Annotated in this window: 20 protein-coding genes; 14 read left to right on the top strand and 6 right to left on the bottom strand. The window is 46.5% G+C overall.

Going from position 1 to position 16664, the window contains the following annotated elements; genetic code table 11:
- Positions 1–69: 69 nt before the first annotated feature.
- The 7 genes from NF865_RS07645 (at position 70) to NF865_RS07620 (ending at position 6622) form a co-directional block, all read left to right on the top strand.
- Positions 70–1380 (top strand): RNA-guided endonuclease InsQ/TnpB family protein, encoded by a 1311-nt coding sequence (locus NF865_RS07645; protein WP_253304156.1) that lies wholly within the window; start codon positions 70–72, stop codon positions 1378–1380.
- Positions 1381–1416: 36 nt separating this feature from the next.
- Positions 1417–1548: a hypothetical protein gene (locus NF865_RS10410; protein ID WP_301281854.1), complete on the top strand. Its 132-nt coding sequence runs from the start codon at positions 1417–1419 to the stop codon at positions 1546–1548.
- Positions 1549–1807: 259 nt separating this feature from the next.
- A complete protein-coding gene (locus NF865_RS07640; protein WP_253304155.1) occupies positions 1808–2530 on the top strand; it encodes a hypothetical protein in 723 nt (240 codons plus the stop codon).
- Between the two features lie 7 nt (positions 2531–2537).
- Positions 2538–2834 (top strand): hypothetical protein, encoded by a 297-nt coding sequence (locus NF865_RS07635; protein ID WP_253304154.1) that lies wholly within the window; start codon positions 2538–2540, stop codon positions 2832–2834.
- Positions 2822–3013, top strand: coding sequence for a hypothetical protein (locus NF865_RS07630; protein ID WP_253304153.1), 192 nt, complete (start codon positions 2822–2824; stop codon positions 3011–3013). The genes NF865_RS07635 and NF865_RS07630 overlap by 13 nt, the downstream gene beginning before the upstream one ends.
- Positions 3014–3150: 137 nt before the next feature.
- Positions 3151–4890 (top strand): ABC transporter ATP-binding protein, encoded by a 1740-nt coding sequence (locus NF865_RS07625; RefSeq protein WP_253304152.1) that lies wholly within the window; start codon positions 3151–3153, stop codon positions 4888–4890.
- The gene (locus NF865_RS07620; protein ID WP_253304151.1) at positions 4880–6622 is read left to right on the top strand and encodes an ABC transporter ATP-binding protein; all 1743 of its coding nucleotides are present in this window, start codon (positions 4880–4882) and stop codon (positions 6620–6622) included. Before NF865_RS07625 ends, NF865_RS07620 begins: the two co-directional genes overlap by 11 nt.
- On the opposite strand, the gene NF865_RS07615 is transcribed toward NF865_RS07620, so the two are convergent.
- Positions 6604–7788 (bottom strand): MFS transporter, encoded by a 1185-nt coding sequence (locus NF865_RS07615; RefSeq protein WP_253304150.1) that lies wholly within the window; start codon positions 7786–7788, stop codon positions 6604–6606. The two genes, NF865_RS07620 and NF865_RS07615, sit on opposite strands and share 19 nt — an antisense overlap.
- 318 nt (positions 7789–8106) lie before the next feature.
- Here NF865_RS07615 and NF865_RS07610 point away from each other — a divergent pair, with 318 nt between their 5' ends.
- The 3 genes from NF865_RS07610 (at position 8107) to NF865_RS07600 (ending at position 9567) form a co-directional block, all read left to right on the top strand.
- Positions 8107–8418 (top strand): ArsR/SmtB family transcription factor, encoded by a 312-nt coding sequence (locus tag NF865_RS07610; RefSeq protein ID WP_253304149.1) that lies wholly within the window; start codon positions 8107–8109, stop codon positions 8416–8418.
- A 41-nt stretch (positions 8419–8459) separates the two neighbouring features.
- Positions 8460–8705, top strand: coding sequence for a hypothetical protein (locus NF865_RS07605; protein ID WP_253304148.1), 246 nt, complete (start codon positions 8460–8462; stop codon positions 8703–8705).
- Positions 8706–8844: 139 nt separating this feature from the next.
- Entirely contained in the window at positions 8845–9567 is a 723-nt protein-coding gene (locus NF865_RS07600) for a GNAT family N-acetyltransferase (protein ID WP_253304147.1), read from the top strand.
- Here NF865_RS07600 and NF865_RS07595 read toward each other — a convergent pair.
- The 5 genes from NF865_RS07595 to NF865_RS07575 form a co-directional block, all read right to left on the bottom strand.
- Positions 9560–10186, bottom strand: a complete 627-nt coding sequence (locus NF865_RS07595) for a GNAT family N-acetyltransferase (protein WP_253304146.1) — start codon at positions 10184–10186, stop codon at positions 9560–9562. The two genes, NF865_RS07600 and NF865_RS07595, sit on opposite strands and share 8 nt — an antisense overlap.
- 26 nt (positions 10187–10212) lie before the next feature.
- On the bottom strand, positions 10213–11397 hold the full coding sequence (locus NF865_RS07590; RefSeq protein WP_253304145.1) for an MFS transporter: 1185 nt from the start codon (positions 11395–11397) through the stop codon (positions 10213–10215).
- An 84-nt stretch (positions 11398–11481) separates the two neighbouring features.
- Positions 11482–12303, bottom strand: a complete 822-nt coding sequence (locus NF865_RS07585; RefSeq protein WP_253304144.1) for a GNAT family N-acetyltransferase — start codon at positions 12301–12303, stop codon at positions 11482–11484.
- Between the two features lie 138 nt (positions 12304–12441).
- Positions 12442–13080, bottom strand: coding sequence for a hypothetical protein (locus NF865_RS07580; RefSeq protein ID WP_253304143.1), 639 nt, complete (start codon positions 13078–13080; stop codon positions 12442–12444).
- 2 nt (positions 13081–13082) lie between these two features.
- Positions 13083–14126, bottom strand: a complete 1044-nt coding sequence (locus NF865_RS07575) for a hypothetical protein (protein ID WP_253304142.1) — start codon at positions 14124–14126, stop codon at positions 13083–13085.
- 109 nt (positions 14127–14235) lie between these two features.
- Here NF865_RS07575 and NF865_RS07570 point away from each other — a divergent pair, with 109 nt between their 5' ends.
- The 4 genes from NF865_RS07570 (at position 14236) to NF865_RS07555 (ending at position 16583) form a co-directional block, all read left to right on the top strand.
- A complete protein-coding gene (locus NF865_RS07570; protein WP_253304141.1) occupies positions 14236–14772 on the top strand; it encodes a thioredoxin domain-containing protein in 537 nt (178 codons plus the stop codon).
- A gap of 21 nt (positions 14773–14793) precedes the next feature.
- Positions 14794–15411 (top strand): class I SAM-dependent methyltransferase, encoded by a 618-nt coding sequence (locus NF865_RS07565; RefSeq protein WP_253304140.1) that lies wholly within the window; start codon positions 14794–14796, stop codon positions 15409–15411.
- A 5-nt stretch (positions 15412–15416) separates the two neighbouring features.
- Positions 15417–15797: a nucleoside 2-deoxyribosyltransferase gene (locus NF865_RS07560; protein ID WP_253304139.1), complete on the top strand. Its 381-nt coding sequence runs from the start codon at positions 15417–15419 to the stop codon at positions 15795–15797.
- A gap of 93 nt (positions 15798–15890) precedes the next feature.
- Entirely contained in the window at positions 15891–16583 is a 693-nt protein-coding gene (locus tag NF865_RS07555) for a carbon-nitrogen hydrolase family protein (protein WP_253304138.1), read from the top strand.
- Positions 16584–16664 lie beyond the last annotated feature (81 nt).

The raw sequence follows: 16664 nt of genomic DNA, 5'->3' as shown, positions 1-16664 counted from the left end.
CCACCCAACCGGCCTCTAAACAGGAAAGCAAAACTATTTTAAAGCCTAAAATCCATACCATACCTTGAAATGAAGCGCTCAGTAACAGTAAAACTCCAGCCCTCAAAAGAACAAGCAAAAATCCTCCACCAGTTAGCCGATGCAGGAGCCAAAGCCTGGAACCGAGTAAACTACTTGAGGAGACGACAATACTTCCAAGAGCAAATCGTGGACTTTAACAAAACCGAGAAAACCGTTTATGAGGAGTTTAAACGGGAAATCGGTTCTGCCACGGTTCAGCAGATAGCGAGAAAAAACGCTGAAGCTTGGAGAAGCTTTTTCTCACTCCTGAGGAAGAAGAGGAATGGAGAACTCCCCTCTTGGCTCAAACCAAAACCTCCACTCTACCTCAAAGAAGACGGGAGGAGGAAACCCTTAATCGTCCTGAGAAATGACCAGTACAAGGTTGAAGGGAACAAACTAATCTTCAAAGGCCTTGGGAAGTTTAAACGCCTCGAAGTCCAGTTTAAGGGCAGAATTCACCTGAAGGGCAAGCAGGGGCGGTTAGAGATAACCTACGACCCCGTTAAGCGGAAATGGTATGCTCACGTTAGCCTTACTGTCGAGGAAAAACTTGAGGGTGAGGAATGGGTAAGCGTTCCAAGAACGCCAAAAGGAAGCCTCTCGGCGGGAATTGACTTAGGAGTGAACAACTTGATGGCAGTTTACGTTGAGAATGGAGAAAGCTTTCTGGTCAATGGAAGACCGCTTAAAAGCATTGACTTCTACTGGCGAAGAAAAATCGCCGAGTATCAGTCAAAACTCAACAAGAGTGGAGCTAAGACGAGTAGAAAGCTCAAAAGAATGCACGAGAAGGCTAAGCTTCAAGCCAAGCACTACATTAACACGGCAGTTAGACAAACCGTGAGAAGGCTTTATGAGTTAGGTGTTTCCAAAATTGTCGTTGGCTATCCAAAGGGAATAGCGAGGAACTCTGATAAGGGCAAGAAGCAAAACTTTATTCTCTCTCACGTCTGGCGATTTAATTATGTCATTAAACGTTTAACTGAGGTTGCCGAAGAGTATGGTATTCGAGTTTTGGTTGTGAATGAGGCTTTCACTTCTAAGGTTTGCCCCGTTTGCGGGAAGCCCCACGATGGGGCTCGGTTCGTTCGTGGTTTGTTTAAGTGTCCCGCAACGGGGCTTATCTTTAATGCAGACTTGGTTGGAGCGTTTAATATTTTAAAAAAGGTTATGAGAACCATAACCCCGAATCTGAGCGGGCTTTATGCTCAGAGGAGGGGTAACCGGGGGAAGACCCTCCTGGAGGGGCTAAAAAGCCCACCTTTATTGGGCTTTAATGAAGCCCCTCAAACTTCCCTGCCGTTGGCGAGGGGTTAAGCCGAACCCTCGCCCTTCAAGGCGGGGAGGGGGTCAGTGTCCTTCACTCCTGCACTCCTTCCAGGAGAAAAGGGGAAGAAACTGGGGAGACTGTCAGCTTTAGTCTCTTTTATGAGCCTCTTAGCGGTTTACCTTGCGATAAGGATGTCCATGGCCCGGGCGATATAAGATTTCATGCAACTTCGCTTCTATTTCATACTTCCCCAGTTTTCGTTCCTTAACAACTCTCTAAAAACGTTCCGCTCGCAAACGCTCCGGGATTTCTGTGCTTCCTTTGAAGGGCTTGCAAGAATTCTGGGCATTTAAACACCCACGCTTAACGAAAACCTTATTAAAGTTTCTACCACAAACCGTAGTGGGTTAACCGCATGGCCATAGCTTCCCCCCATTCCAACATCAGCACTATACACACCCTGGGGTGGCTCGTGTGAAGAAATACCTCATCATAGCGCTCCTCATTCTCCTCTCCGGGATAAGTGTGTTTCTCTACGTGCAGAATGCGAACGTGGGAGACACCACTCTCTGCTTTTCGAGGATAAGCGTAAACGTCAGCGATGTTAAGCCTCCAATAGTAGTGGGTCCAGGCTTTCCTCCCCAGGCGGGATTTAAGGGCATAACTCTCGATGAAGTTGTAGCCGGAAGCCCAAGGCACGTGCTCGTCGGCTTCTTTAACTTTCAGCCCTCGAACTGGACAGGCGAAAGGCCGCGGTGCTACTTTAAGGCGCTCGAGGGTTACTCTGAGAACTGGATGGATCTCATCATGCCTGGAGTGTCCTTCTCAAACGTAACTCTTTCAGGAAGGGTTTATCTCGCAGTTTATGTGTACCCACTGGAAGAAACGGCAATAATAGCCAAGGTGAATTACGGGGAAACGCCTGAGGGGTCAGAGATAGCCGAAGCATTTCGGCTCAAGTACAGCGAACCTCCGGGCGAGATTATAGATGCTTACGTTTCAGAGCTTAAGCGCTCGGGCTACACCACAGTTAGGGAGCTCTCAGGTAATCTTTTCGAGGGCTGGGTGTTCAGGAAGGGGAGCGACCACCTGCTAGTGCTGAAGCTCAGGGACGAGGGCAACCTCTACCTGCTCCTCGCCAGAGGGGAAGAGGCTGATATCAAAAAACTCGCGGATGCGATTTCCTCACGGGGGTGACGTGACCGTGAAAATCCCGTGGAATGCTCTTCACCTTTTTGCCCTTGCCTTTGCAACTGCCTGGGAGCTCGTGCTCCTCTACGGCCTTCCAGAGAGGTATTATATTGACAGTGGCATAACACACCTCGAAAACTGGAGTGGCAAAGGGAGGCCCTACGTTTGCTGGCACAATTACTCCCCTTCGCTGGAGTTCATCATTCTTGCCCTCGTTCCTGCATTCGTTCTGCTCGTCTTGTATTTAATATTCAAAAACCGGAGTTCAGGACGTCGGGCCTTTCGATTGGCATCCCCGTGCTCTTCGTAGTGCTTGCGTTCGCGGCAACCGAAGACCTCTGGCTCCCCTCCATGCTCATCGTCTCGGCCGTGGTCGGCGCGGTTCTGGGGGAAGATTGGCTGGGGAAGGCCCTGCTCGCGGTCGAGGGCTTCGTCCCTGGTACCATGCTCTTCAGTGTTATATATTCAGCGCTCCACGCCAAGTGCTGAGTGCTTGGAGGATGTCAGGTTGAACTCGCAAAGCTCAGCTCACTCCTTATTCCCTTATTTTATGCGGTTCAGTGGATCACTCAGACGGACATCTTAACCGACAAATATTTATAGTAGCGTGCCCAAGTTTTGCCGCTATGGCGGACTCAATGGGGCAGTTAAAGCGGTTGCTGAGTTATCTACGGGAACACAAACTCCACTTCATAGCAGGCCTAATCATAGTTCTCCTTATGTCATACACGAACGGGGTAATCCCCGTCCTAATAAGGGAGGCGATAGACGGGGGCATAGTAACCGGAAAATACCGCGTGGCAGTCCGCTACGCCCTCCTCGTCCTTCTGGTGGGGATTCTAAACGGGGCCTTCAGCTTCAGCGGTAGGTATCTGCTCGTCAAAGCGGCTCAGCACGCAGTTTACCACCTCAGAATGGACGCATTCAGGGCGATCCAGAGGCATAGAATGGAGTTCTTCGATAAGACTTACTCCGGTCAGCTCATAAGCAGGATAACAAACGACACCGAAAGGATAACGCGCTTTCTCTCCTTCCGCGTGAGGATGTTCGTCTATTCCGTCTTCCTCATCATCGTCTCGCTCTACTACATGGCCAGGATGAACGTTGCCCTCACGGGCGTGGCCCTCGTGACCATAGCGGTCGTTGTGGCCCTCAACACGACCTACGCGAGGAAGGTAAGGCCAATCTACGATAAAATAAGGCACCAGACGGGCGTTGTTGCGTCCGTCTCAACGGGCAGCATAGCCGGGGTAAAGACGATTAAAGCCCTCTCCGTGGAGGAGCACATCCAGGAGAAGTTCGAGAAAGAGAACGAAGAGCTCTACTCCCTCAACGTCGAGGCGACCAAAATCACGGCCCTATACGGCAACGCGCCCTTCCTCGTGATGGGAATCGCCATGAGCGCGATGCTCTACTACGGCGGGAGGGCGATAATGGCCGGGACGCTGACCGTTGGCGAGCTGACTGCCTTTCTCACCTACATGCTCACGATGACCTGGCCGCTTAGGGCGCTGGGCTTCACCATCGGCGACATCCAGAGGAGTTTAGCGGCCGCCTCTAGGCTCTTTGAGGTCATAGATTCTGCTCCTCCTGACGTTGACCCTCCCGATGCCGTGGAGCTTGAGAACCCGCGCGGAGAAATCGAGTTCTACAATGTTTATCTGACATACCACACCGGACAGACCGTGCTAAAGGGCCTGAACCTCAAAATAAGGCCCGGCGAGAAGGTTTTAATAACAGGGCCACCCGGCTCCGGAAAGAGCACCCTCCTCAAGCTGATAGCGCGCTTTTACGAGCCGGACAAAGGCCAGGTTCTGATCGACGGCGTTGACGTGAGGAAGATAAAAACTTCATGCCTCAGGAAAATCGTCGCCTACGTCCCGCAGGAGCCGTTCATCTTTAACCGGAGTTTGAGGGAGAACATAGCCCTGGCGAAGCCCGACGCGAGCATGGAAGAAATCGAGAGAGCTGCTAAGATAGCGAAAATCCACGACTTCATAGCATCCCTACCGGAGGGCTACGACACCGTTGTGGGGGAGAAAGGAGTGACCCTCTCCGGCGGGCAGAGACAGCGCATAGCCCTGGCGAGGGCCCTCCTCCTTGAGCCAAAGATACTGCTCCTCGACGACCCCGTATCAAACTTAGATGCGGAGACCGAAAAGAGGCTAATTGAAGACCTCAGAGGAATCCTTGAGGGCAAGACCGCGGTGATAGTATCCCAGAGGCTCTCGATGGCCAAACTGGCCGACAGGGTCATCGTTATGAAGGACGGTCAGATCGTGGAGGACGGCAAGCCTGAGGAGCTCGCAAAGAAGGGAGGACTCTTCAGCGAGATGCTCGGCAGGGGTGGTTGGAATGGAGAGTAGCACCAAGTCCTCGCTCTCGCTCCTCAGGAGATTCATTGGCGAGGCCCTCTCCCACAGGCGGACGCTCGCGGTGGTCCTCTTCAGCATAATCGGCTCCGCCCTGGCAACACTTGCCCCGCCCTATCTCCTCAGTGTGGCGATAGACCGCTACATCCTCCCCGGCAACTACGGGCGCTTCTGGGTCATTGCGCTCCTCTATCTGCTTGCCCTCGTTGCGGGGTGGTTCTTCGCGACGCTCCAGACATTCTACATCGAAGTATTCGGCCAGAAAGTCCTCCGTGACCTCCGGGCGAGGCTCCATGAGAAAGTCCTCCGTTCGAGCCTCGACTTCTTCAAGGACAAGTCCACGGGCGACCTCGTGTCGAGGATAGTGAACGACACCGGAATCGTCAACGACGTCCTTGTTTCCGGCCTCCTCGGGAGCCTTGGAAGCCTTCTCAGCCTCGTCGGCATAATAGCCGCTATGTTCCTACTGGACGTCAAGCTTACCTTCGTTACCCTCGCAAGCGTCCCGCTGATGGTGCTCGTTGCCTACTACTTCGGCGGGAAGATGAGGAGGGCCTACAGGGAGACGAGGCAGAAGATAGCAAAGATATCGAGCGTTGTTGAGGAGAGCGTTGCGGGGATCGAGACGATAAGGGCCTTCGGCAGGGAGAAGGCCGTTGAGGGAGAGTTCTCAAAGGTCTCGCGCGAGACGATAAAAGCCTACCTCCGCGTTGCCGTTTACATGGGCCTCTTCTGGCCCCTCATGAACATCACGAGCCTCCTCTCCGTGATAATCGTCATAGCCTACGGCGGCTATCTGGCGTATCAGGGGGCCGTGAGCGTTGGTGTCGTGGTTGCGTTCATCCAGTACGCCCAGCGCTTCCGCGGGCCGATAAACGATGTCATAGGCCTCTACGACAGCCTTCAGTCCGCATTAGCGGCCCTAGAGAGGATATATGAGGTTCTTGATGATGAAAACATCGAGGACTACGAGGGGGTTCACGTCGAGAGGCTCAACGGTGAGATTGAGTTCGAGGACGTATGGTTTGAGTACGAGCGGGGAAGGCCCGTCCTCAAGGGGATAAACCTTCAAATCCCACCGGCATCAAAGATAGCAATAGTCGGGAGGACAGGGGCCGGAAAGACCACTATAGCCAACCTGATAATGCGTTTCTACGACCCCACGGAGGGGAGAGTTCTCTATGACGGCATAGACGGCCGGAGAATAAGTAGGAAGAGCCTTAGGAGAAGGATTGGCTACGTCCCACAGGAGATCTACCTCTTCCCAGGCACGATAATGGAGAACATCCTCATGGCGAACCCTGATGCAAGCGAGGAGGACGTCATCAGGGTCTGCAAGGAGCTTGGCGTCCATGAGTTCATAATGCGCCTGCCCAGGGGCTACGAGACCTCTGCTGGTGAAGCTGGAAAGCTCCTTTCAGTAGGCGAGAGGCAGCTGATTTCCCTGGCGAGGGCTCTGCTCAAAGACCCTGACATCGTGATCCTCGACGAGGCCCTTTCGAGCGTTGACCCGAAGACGGAGAGGCAGGTTCAGGACGCTATGCTCAAGCTCATGGAGGGCAGGACGAGCATAATAATCGCCCACAGGCTCGGAATCACGCGCTTCGCCGACAAAATTGTCGTCGTCGAGGACGGCAGGATAATCGAGGAGGGCTCACCAGAGGAGCTACTCAAAAAGAAGGGCCACTTCTACAAGTTATACGCATCTCAGATGGGGGAGGCGTGAGGTTTCTCGCCTCTCTGTGCCAGCACCCAGAACATCACTCCCGCCATCAAAAATAGCACCAAACTAGCCGCGTATGGTAGCGTCGCGTGGACGCTCGCCAGAGCGCCAGCCACGAACGGCGTAATGAGGCCAATAAGTCTGTTATAGCTCGATATCGCCGCGTGGAACTCGCTGGCGCGCTCCTTTGGAACCAGCGAGAACTGCCATGAGCGGTAGAAGGGGAACCAGAAGGTGTCGCCAAAGGACTCAATAACATAAGCTACCAGTGCCAGCCAGAACGGAGGTGATAGTGTCATTATTAAGGCATAGAGAGCACTCAAGAACATTCCAACTCCTATCGCCTGGAAGCTCTTCCCCTTTGGAACCCTTTCGCTGGCATATGTGCCGATTATTGAGGCTATGCTGCTCGCGCAGGCTATTAATGTTACCTCGAAGATGGTATTTTTGAGCACAAAAACAACATAGTTTATGAGAACTATCTCGGGGGCGAGGGCCCAGGCTAGTGTGAGCAAAGCCTCAAAAGTGAGGAGGAGTTTGAATTCGCCGGCCTTGAAGGTGAAGTCCTTTGGTGTTATCCTCTCTTCTTTCCCTACAGATGGTAGAAACAGCCAGATATATGTCATAGTGGCTATTGAGAGCAACCCGAAGAAGATGAACGCTAAACGGTAGTGCTCCGGCTTTGGGAAGACATAGCCGAAGAGGTAACCAAGGATTGGGAACGTTACCAGTCGCGCTATCTCCGGCAGACGAAGGTGCCAGGCGAATATCTCCTTATACTTGTCTTCAGGATAAATTATCTGTTCATAAGCTCGATAAAGGGGGTAAAGCACTGTGGAGAGCTTCTCTACCGTCCTTCCCGCAAAGAGCATGATAGGTGCTATGGTTCCTTTAGCAAAGCCATAAAGGACATAGGCTATCCCATCAAGAGCGTCAATTACCATAAGCCCTTTCTTTATATCCCATTTGTTAAAGGCCCTTCCAAGGAGATAAGTTAACGGAATCGCGATGATATTGACGGCTGTGAAGAACGCCCCGACTTCAAGGACGGAGTAGCCAGAGTACATCATGTAGAGCGGAAGGAGAGTCCACACTATGAGCTGTGGAGCTATGATTGTATGGTAGAGCATGTAGGCTTTGGCATCTCTAGGGATTTCGCTCCACTTCATCAAAAGCACCTTTTTGGAATTTATAGTGGAATTTAAATACTTTTGGCAGGACTCTATGAGAATATTTGGCCTTCTTTCTGCCTTGAAGAATGAAGCTTGAAAAATAAAAAAGCTTCAAAGAATCCTGTTCCTAAAATCCACTGCATCCTTAACTGCCCATTCTTTCACTATTCTTGGATCATCTCGGCTCACTTTTTTCCAAAATTTCAAACACTTATACTCAAACATTGTCCTCACCAATCGGTAGTAGTGTGGTCAAAATAGAACTAATTAGTGCTCACTGATGAGCGAAAAATTTTTAAGTAATTAAATGATTACATGTTATTAAGTGATAACATGAATGCTGAAGAACTTGCCAAGATGCTAGATGGACTTGGACATCCGCTCAGACTTAAGATAGTTGCACTGCTTGCAAGAGAAAATAGGGCGATGTACCTTAATGAGATAGCAAACAGTCTTGGAATAAACAGGGCATTAGCTAAAGTTCACCTCAAAAAGCTTGAGGCAGCAGGAATCGTCAAGAGTAAAGTGGTGCTTGATGAGGAAAGGGGAAAAGCTCTGAGATTTTATGAGCTTGTACCATTTAATATTCATCTCTCGCCTGATGTCTTGAAGGAGGTGGTGGAATGAGAACCCGAGACGTTGTTATTTTGGCAAGCTGAATAACTGCAGTGGTTATCTCAACCGTCATAATCCTGAAAGGCGGGGCGACATACGCAAACATAGGGATAGCCCTGTTTCTGTTCTTTATGGCAAGTGGCATATCTTTTGCTGTGGGTTACTCATTACATGATACCGAGGAGCTAAAGCTGTCTAAAGAGCTCTCATCACTAACCTCGAAGCTTGAGGAAATTGAGAAAAAGGTTAACAGCATAGAGGAGAAGGTTGAAAAGGTGGAGAAGTTTTTGGAAGAGTAATTCTTGGCGAGTTTTTGCTTATTTTCAATTTATTGGTCTGGTTTCCAATTACTCGAAGCCTTATTTCTCAGAACAGGGGATTAGAATTCATTTCCTCTTGCTAACAAAGTATTTTTAGGGCTTTGACTTTATTTTTTTGATGATAAGGAGAACAAAAATTGAGGATAGGAATATTTTAGAAGAAATACATGCTGGAAAACCTCCATGGGAAAACTTTGAAGTTTACCTAAAAGCCATTAGAAACTCTGGTGGAGACATATTTCTTTACGAAGATAAGGGGGAGATTGAGCTTTTACCGTTTAATGGAAAAGCCCACATTCACATTCTTTGGGTGCGGGAAGAATGTAGAGGCAGAGGAATAGGTTCAGGGCTTTTGGCATTTGCCGAGAAGTGGGCAAAGGAACGAGGTCTAAGAGGGCTAAGTGTAATTCCAGAAGATGGAAATGCTATGAGGTTTTATGTGAAAAATGGATTTGAAGTTAGAAATTGGCAGGTGAAGGGCGTAAAAGATGTGGTAGATTGTGACGTGAGAATAGAGACATACTATGGGGATCCTCCAAAGTTTTCGAACCTTTCAGCCGTTTATACTTCCGGTCTTTTTCTTTGGAGTCTCCACAAAAAAGCCCCTCGATTTAGATTTGGGCACTTTGCGATACTTCTTGTTGATGAAGGATGCTGTGCAAATGTTGTTATCTATGGGAAGAGACTTAACAAAAAAATTGTGAAAATTGCGGAGTGTCTTGCTGGAAAAATCGGAAAAAGAATGTTCCTTCAGGTTTGGATGAAAGACTGGGAGATTTTAGAGGAAGAAGGTTTTAAGAAAATCGGTGAAGTTAAGTGGATGGAAAAGGTTTTCACTTAAGCCACTCCTTTAATGCCTTGTTCACGATTCTTAAAAATTCTTCTTTGGTTCCTCCCCTTTTGTAAAATCCATCCAACAGCTCTAAAAACTCTTTCTCCTTCTCAGTGAGCTTCTCATATTTCCAGCGGAAGATTCTGAACTTCTCTCCAAGAAACTCAATCGTGTGAAAGCCTTCGTCCCTTGGTGTGGGTTTCAAGTTCTTCACCAGCTCAATCGTGTTTATTACGTCGTAGCCAAGCTTCTTCCAGAAGGCTATTGCGTCCTTATCCTGCGGCAGGACGAAGAGGTAGAGGGTATCGTCGTGCTTTCTTACCTCTTCCTCAGCCCTCTCAACGAGCGCCCTTCCTATTCCCCTCCCTCTGAACTCCGGCCTTACGAAAAGCTCCTCTATCCAGAAGCAACCTTCCCTTGAGGAGACCCTTATAAAGCCGGTAGATTTGCCTTCTTCTACGGCAAGGAAGACCATATCGCCGCGCTTAAAGTAATTTTCTGCTTCCTTTTTGTATACCTCTTCCTCGTCTGGACTCCAGCCTTGCTTTCCCCTAAGCTCGCGGAAGAATTCTATGTAGAGGGTGATAAACTCGTTGAGATGTTCCTCAGTCAGGGGAAGAATCTGCATAAACCACACCTTTAAAGAAGAACAAACTAAATCTTAAATCCTTTGCGGTTATTTTTGGTGCCGTATATTAACGCGGAAAAAATCATCGCGCTCAAGACACTAAATCCAGACACTACAACAGCCAGCATTGAAACACCAATACCATGCTCAATCAACCATGCAAAAGTCAGCTGTGATAATGGAATTATAAGGGTAGCCAATGCATCAAAAATTCCTCTGTAAGTGCCGAGCTTTTCAAGCGGGATTACCCTCTGAAACAGACTGTCAAAGGAAATGTTTAGAACCTGTCTTCCAAAGTTCAAGATTAAAATTCCGGCAAAAAGTAGGACTAACGAAGGCAAGCCCAAAAGCAGAACCGCAAAGCTTTGAAGGATCATTCCTATGAAGAGGGGCTTTGAAATCCCGATTTTACACTTATGAGCAAAAAGAGTTATTCCAATTGCACCAGTTAAGCTCCCTAAAGTTCCAACTGAGTTCAGCAGACCGTAAATAACCTCTCCTCTGGTCAAATTTTTGAGGGCACCAAAGACAAAAATCCTTGCTGGGGCTATTGCAAAGTTGAAGAGCAAAACTAATGCAATTCCTGCAAAAACAATTCTGCGGGAAACTTCAAGGTGGGTAGATTTGCTTTCGTATTCAATCCTTTCTTCCCGTCTCACTGGAATGTTAATATATGGAATGAGAAGCAGGGCTCCAATTAAAAGAAAAACTGCATCCAAGAGCATAAGCCGGACTCCAAAGAGGTAAGCAAGATATCCTACGATGGGAAACACAAGAAGAGAAGTTACATCTCCAACGGTTTGTACTTTTGCATTGAGCTTTTGAAGCTCAGACTCCTCAAGGGTCATGGAAGCTATGAGCGTAAAGCCGAAGTATCTATGAAGAACATCAAGAGCTGAGATCAGTGAAATTAAAGCATAGAATGCCCAAATATTTGAAGCAAATTTTATTATTGTCAGGGCAAAGAAGGACTGAATGAACAATGCGATAAAAGCTAGCCTAACTTTTTTCTCAGTCCTATCAAGAAAGTGGCCCATTAAAGGCGGTGCTATAACCCAAGGAAGCATGGAGGCTAAAGAATAGCCTGCCACGCTGAGGAGTGATGCGGTTTCATCTAGGAGGTGCCACGGCAGAGCTATGTTCTCTATAGCGTCGCCTATTATTCTCATTACAGTCGTGAGAATGAAAAGGTAGTAAAGCCTTGATTTCATTTTCTCACCTACTGTTTGCACTCAAGCAGGACATATACACTTGGCGTAAATCAGCGCCGATTCGTCTCCATTTGTTCTCCCTTACTAACTCAGCACCTTCCTGAACACCAACGCATTTGGCTCCTTGCAGTTGTCCCATACCTCGAAGCCGAGTTCTCTGAGGGGTTCAAGTGCTTCCTCATTCTCTTCAGGCACCATAATTTCAATGTATTTTTGGTTTTGGCTTAAAGCTTCATGAGCCATACACGGGAGGGCTTTGCTCACGTAGTCCTTTGAAATGCGAAACGGGACAAAGGCACTCTCGGAGTCTTTGGGTACCATAAACTTAGTCCCATTACACTCTTTGACGACTGCCTTTTTCTTAAGCCATTCCAAAGCTTCCGGCACTTTATGAACGAACTTCCACCCCACTGGAATATAATCTGTGTATTCGAGCTCCTCAAGAGAGCTTATTGTGCTGTTAGATGGTTTCGAAGGTTTAACTTCTTTTACAGGTTTTCCCAAGGCATAGTAGCGTTTTACTACCTTAAACCCATCTTTCTTTGCCATTGCAATGCTCTCTTTGTTAAGGAAGTAGGTCGCGAACTCTAAAGCATTAATAACGCCTTTTTCTGCAAGTTCTTTTCCCCTGTGAAGCATAAAGTTTTGGATTAGCCTTCCAAAACCCCGTTTTCGGTAACTGGGGTGAACTCTAAGCCCCTCAAGCCAGCCGACTTTATCAGGTAAAATTGTGAGCTTTGCTGTTCCAATAGCTTTTCCTTCCAGCTCAAGAACATAGAAGTTTCCATCTTTCACCCAGCTATCAAAAACTCTTGCTAAATAATCCTCACCTTCCCAAGTTAACTTTGCAATTTCCTCGATGAACGGTCTATCTTCCGGCCTTGCCTCGCGGATAATGGGTTTCATGATATCACCAAGAATATATTCCGACTTTCTGGCATTTATACCTTTGCTTTCTTGGAGTACTTTCCGGATGAACCAGACGTAGTAACATCCAAAGACCCAATGATGAGTATTCGAACTTAGGTATCGCTCTAGATGTTATTATACCTGGATGAGGATTGGACATTCTCCTTCTCTTCCTATTGTTTGTACTCTGCCTTCCCATTCTTTGCTTCCATCAATGTAGACGATTTTTATCCATTCCTCCTTAAGCCCCTCTTGGTATTCTGCTATGATGTCTGATTTAACCACTTCAACTCCTCCATCATCCCCAGGAGATATGAAAATGGTTAGTGTGTTGTTCTCAAAGTTTAGCTCTTTGAAAACGTATCCTTCTGGAATCCTGACTTCCGCAATGCTGGTTAAGTTATACGGACTAGCTATGTAGTGTACCCCCTCTCCATTCCCCTCACTATCAAAGCTCATCACGTAATCCCTGCAGGTTGGATATAGGGGAGTCCCATCAACATTAACAACAACCTTCGCTTTCTCGAGGTCGAGGTCACAGAAGAAGCATCGAACTTTGAACTTTTCGAAATGCTTTTTGAGGTCCCCCGAACTAGTAAGGAAGTGAAACTTAAGGACTATTTGATTATTTTCCAAAGAATATCCTTCAGCTTCAAGCTCTCCAGGATAATAGACGGTTACATAAATCTCAGCCGTTTTTATTGCCTTAAAAAGTATAAAGGTTCCCAAAAACAAAAGGAAAATGAAAATTGTCAATGCTAAACGTTTGGTCATACTTAACCCTCCAATAACCTTCTTGCTTCTTTTGGTTTATTATTCATTTTATTTTTTCTCCTAAAATGTCTCCAAACTAATGGCAGGATTATTAAGAGAAGCAAAGTGCCAATGCCACATATTCTACCCCCTGTGCTTTCTGTTTGACTTGTTTCATTTAAACTCAGGTTCTGTTGAGAGTGCTCCCTACATTCGGGAACATCTTGCATCTCAGTGCTCATCTCAAGATGTCTTAGATTTCCTCCACCATAGTAGAACACAAGAGGTAACTCCGAAAGAAAACTGCCCATCCTTCGCTTAACCTCTCCGGGATAATATATAAGGAGTCCCTTACCAAGAGGCAGTGCACGCATAGCAGAGATTGTTTCGAGCGTTCTATCATTAGAAAATTTGAAGTATTTCTCGAACTCAGCTACTGGAATATTATAGCTCGAATTTGCAAATGTGAGAAAACCATTACGAAGCTCTCCTTTAATCCCTGACAAGTTTCTTGGGAAGCTTTTAGTGAAGAAGTATGTTAAGATATTGCCTTCACATGGGGATATTATTGTGCCGTTCTGGAGTTCAACTTTTGTACAGTTCCACACGAGGCTAGCACATCCATCAAAACGATAAACTTTTAGCTCGACTCTCTTAGCTGTAATCGTCAAGTTCCTAGCTTCACCATTGATAACAAGTGTTACATTCCTGTAGGGGACAACCTCCTCACTCTTTTGCAAAATGTAGATGGTTCCATTAATATCGGTCACTATCAGGGGTTCACCGAGTAGGGGATTGCTTTTCCCTAAGAAAAGCAAGTTACTTCCGTTAAAAAGATAGTAGAGATTGTATTCTCCATCCGGCATATTGCGTCTGAGTGTTTGCTCCCCTGCAATCGTCTCGCATATCCACTCAGAATGATGAACTACAATAAACGCCCAACCACTACCGGGCAAGACTGAGGTAATTGAATAAGTCTCATAGGGCTCGCAGATTTCACTTAAGGCCAATGGTAAAAGAAGGAGAGACAATAAACTTAGAATTAGGATTTTGAAATGCTTATACATACTCCATACCCCTAAATTTCTTAACTCATGCTATCATCTTAGTTTGGCAAGCTAATATTCTCCGAAATATTTTAATGTCTATTGGTGAATTAAAATTGGGTGGACTTATGTGAAAAGAGTTATTTTCTTTTTCATTGTTGTACTTTTGCTTACTTCAGGTTTTTCAATCTACTCATGGAAACAATGCGAAGACGAGAATAAAGAGATGTTAGAAGACGTCTATACAGAATTCGAAACAAATAGATGGGAACTTGAAAACATTGGACAAACGTTTGAGTACTTACTCCAGAATAATGCCTCTGATGAAGTTATTCTCCTTTACACTATAGCTTACAGAGATCACGTATTTGTTGTTAAGAACGTCTTTGACATTCTGTGTGCCCACTCCAAGGAAGGAAAAGAGAAGTTCTTGAAACTCAGCAATGCAATGACAAATTTACATGTTTTCTTAAATTCCGCCGCTGTTAGACCCCATGAAAGACGCAGAATGATGCTGAGTGAAAACCTCGAAACGCTGAAACAGTTCGATGTTTTGTTTGAGGAGCTCAATAAGTATAGAAGTCCTTATGGCATCCCAGATACTCTACCAGAGCGTTTTCTTAAGGTTTCAAATGATTTGCATATTGTTGAGCAAGGCGGGAGTTGATAGAAAGCTTAAGGTGATCCTATGGATTTCCTAAAGCTCTATTACGATGAAGCCCTCAAGGTGTTTCATGACTCTGGAGGAAGCAAGGAGGATCTGTACTGGCTTGTTAGCAGCATCTTGGTTAGATTTCCAGAACACAGAGACGAGCTTGAAGTTAGAAAGCGTCTAATGGACTCAATAGTTCAAGAAGTTAAGGGAAAAGTCCTGGACGTTGGTTGCGGCCTTGGAATCCTAACGTTCAGAATGGCCTCTAAAGATGAAGTCAAAAAAGCAGTAGGTATTGATAGCAGCTGTGAACTGATCGACTTCTGCAATCGTTTGAGAAGCAGGATCACGGAGAAAGCAGAATTCTTATGCACCGATTTCCTGAGTGTGGAGATTAATGGGAAGTTTGACTGCATCGTCTTTCTTTACACACTTCATGACTACGAGCCAGAGCTATTTTTGGAAAAAGCTCTCAAACTATTAAAACACGAAGGGAGAATAATAATCGGCGATTTTGACGTCAAGGGGCTTAGAGAGAAAGTTAAGGCATTTGCACACGAAAATGAGCTGGAAATCGTTAGAGACACCACCCTCGGAAGGGCAAAGACGCACGGAGATTTTTATGAGGCGTTTTTAATCACTGCCAAGAGGTGAAAGGTATGAGAGTCTTCATATCATCCTCTCTAAAGAATAAGGAGCTTAACAAAAGGATAGCTGAGGCTCTTGAAGAGCACAGATTTGAGGTTTATCTTCCTCAGAGAGATACCCCGCAATCTAACGATATAGAGACTGTCTTTAGGGCAAATGTTGAGGGTATTAAAAGAGCAGATGTTGTAGTTGCCGTCCTAATAAATTATGGACGTGACCTCGGATTTGAAGTTGGCTTTGCTTATGGGCTTGGGAAGCCAATAATTGGCCTAATAACTGATGAAAGTTATAAAGAGGACAAGATGATTGCGGGGGCACTTACAGATACAGCAAAAGGCTTGGATGAATTATTTTATAAAATAAAAAGCTTGGCAGGAGGTAAGAGCTGGTAGCGAAACCGCCACACTTATATCTCAATTCCGTCAAATTAAAGATATAAAACATTATTTGTCGTTCTTTCGACAAATCATTTAGAGGTAAGAGTTATGAAGGTCACTCTAATTCCGATGAGAGTTAAGGTTAACGACTTTGAAACAAACTGGCAGGAGTTTAAACAAAGATTTAAAGAAGCTTTGGAATACAGACCTGATATTCTAGTTTTCCCCGAGTACTGCTTTACTGGCTTTAAAGAGTGGGACTTTAGTGGAGCGAAGCTTTATGGTGAAATCGTCAATAGAGTCAGCAAACTTGCAAAGGAGAACTTGGTTTATGTGATCTTCGGCCTCCTTGAGCCCTACAAGAACTGCGTCTACAATTCGGCCCTGCTCATCGGCCGGGACGGAGAAGTCCTGCTGAAGCACCGCAAGTTCCAGGAGCCGATGAAGTTCTGCACCGGCAACACTGTGAGAACGGCGAGGACGGAGTTCGGGAAGGCCGCGATAATCATCTGCGGCGACCTCTACAACAAGCGCATAGCCAAGTGGGTAAGAAAGAAAAAGCCTGATTATCTCTTCGTGCCTATGGAGTACTCACCAGAAACTGGAAAGATCATCGAGGAAGACATCAAAATGATGTCCGAGAGAGCTAAACTCCTTGAAGTTAAGACCTTTATAGTGAATACCTACCTGCCAGGTGGAGCATGGGTATTTGACAAAAATGGAGAGCTTTTAGCTCAGAGTGTCGGGGATAATATCGTAACTTTTGACTCTATCATAGTCCCGAAGCAGGATGTCTTTTAGAATGTTCTGATAATGAGCTTTCGAAAGTAGTTACATCTCTGCTTGATGTGTTTATGGGAAAGGTTGTAAAGGCAGTTGAGT

Source organism: Thermococcus aggregans (genome assembly GCF_024022995.1).
Taxonomy (GTDB): Archaea; Methanobacteriota_B; Thermococci; order Thermococcales; family Thermococcaceae; genus Thermococcus_A; species Thermococcus_A aggregans.
This window is presented reverse-complemented; position numbering and strand designations above follow the sequence as displayed.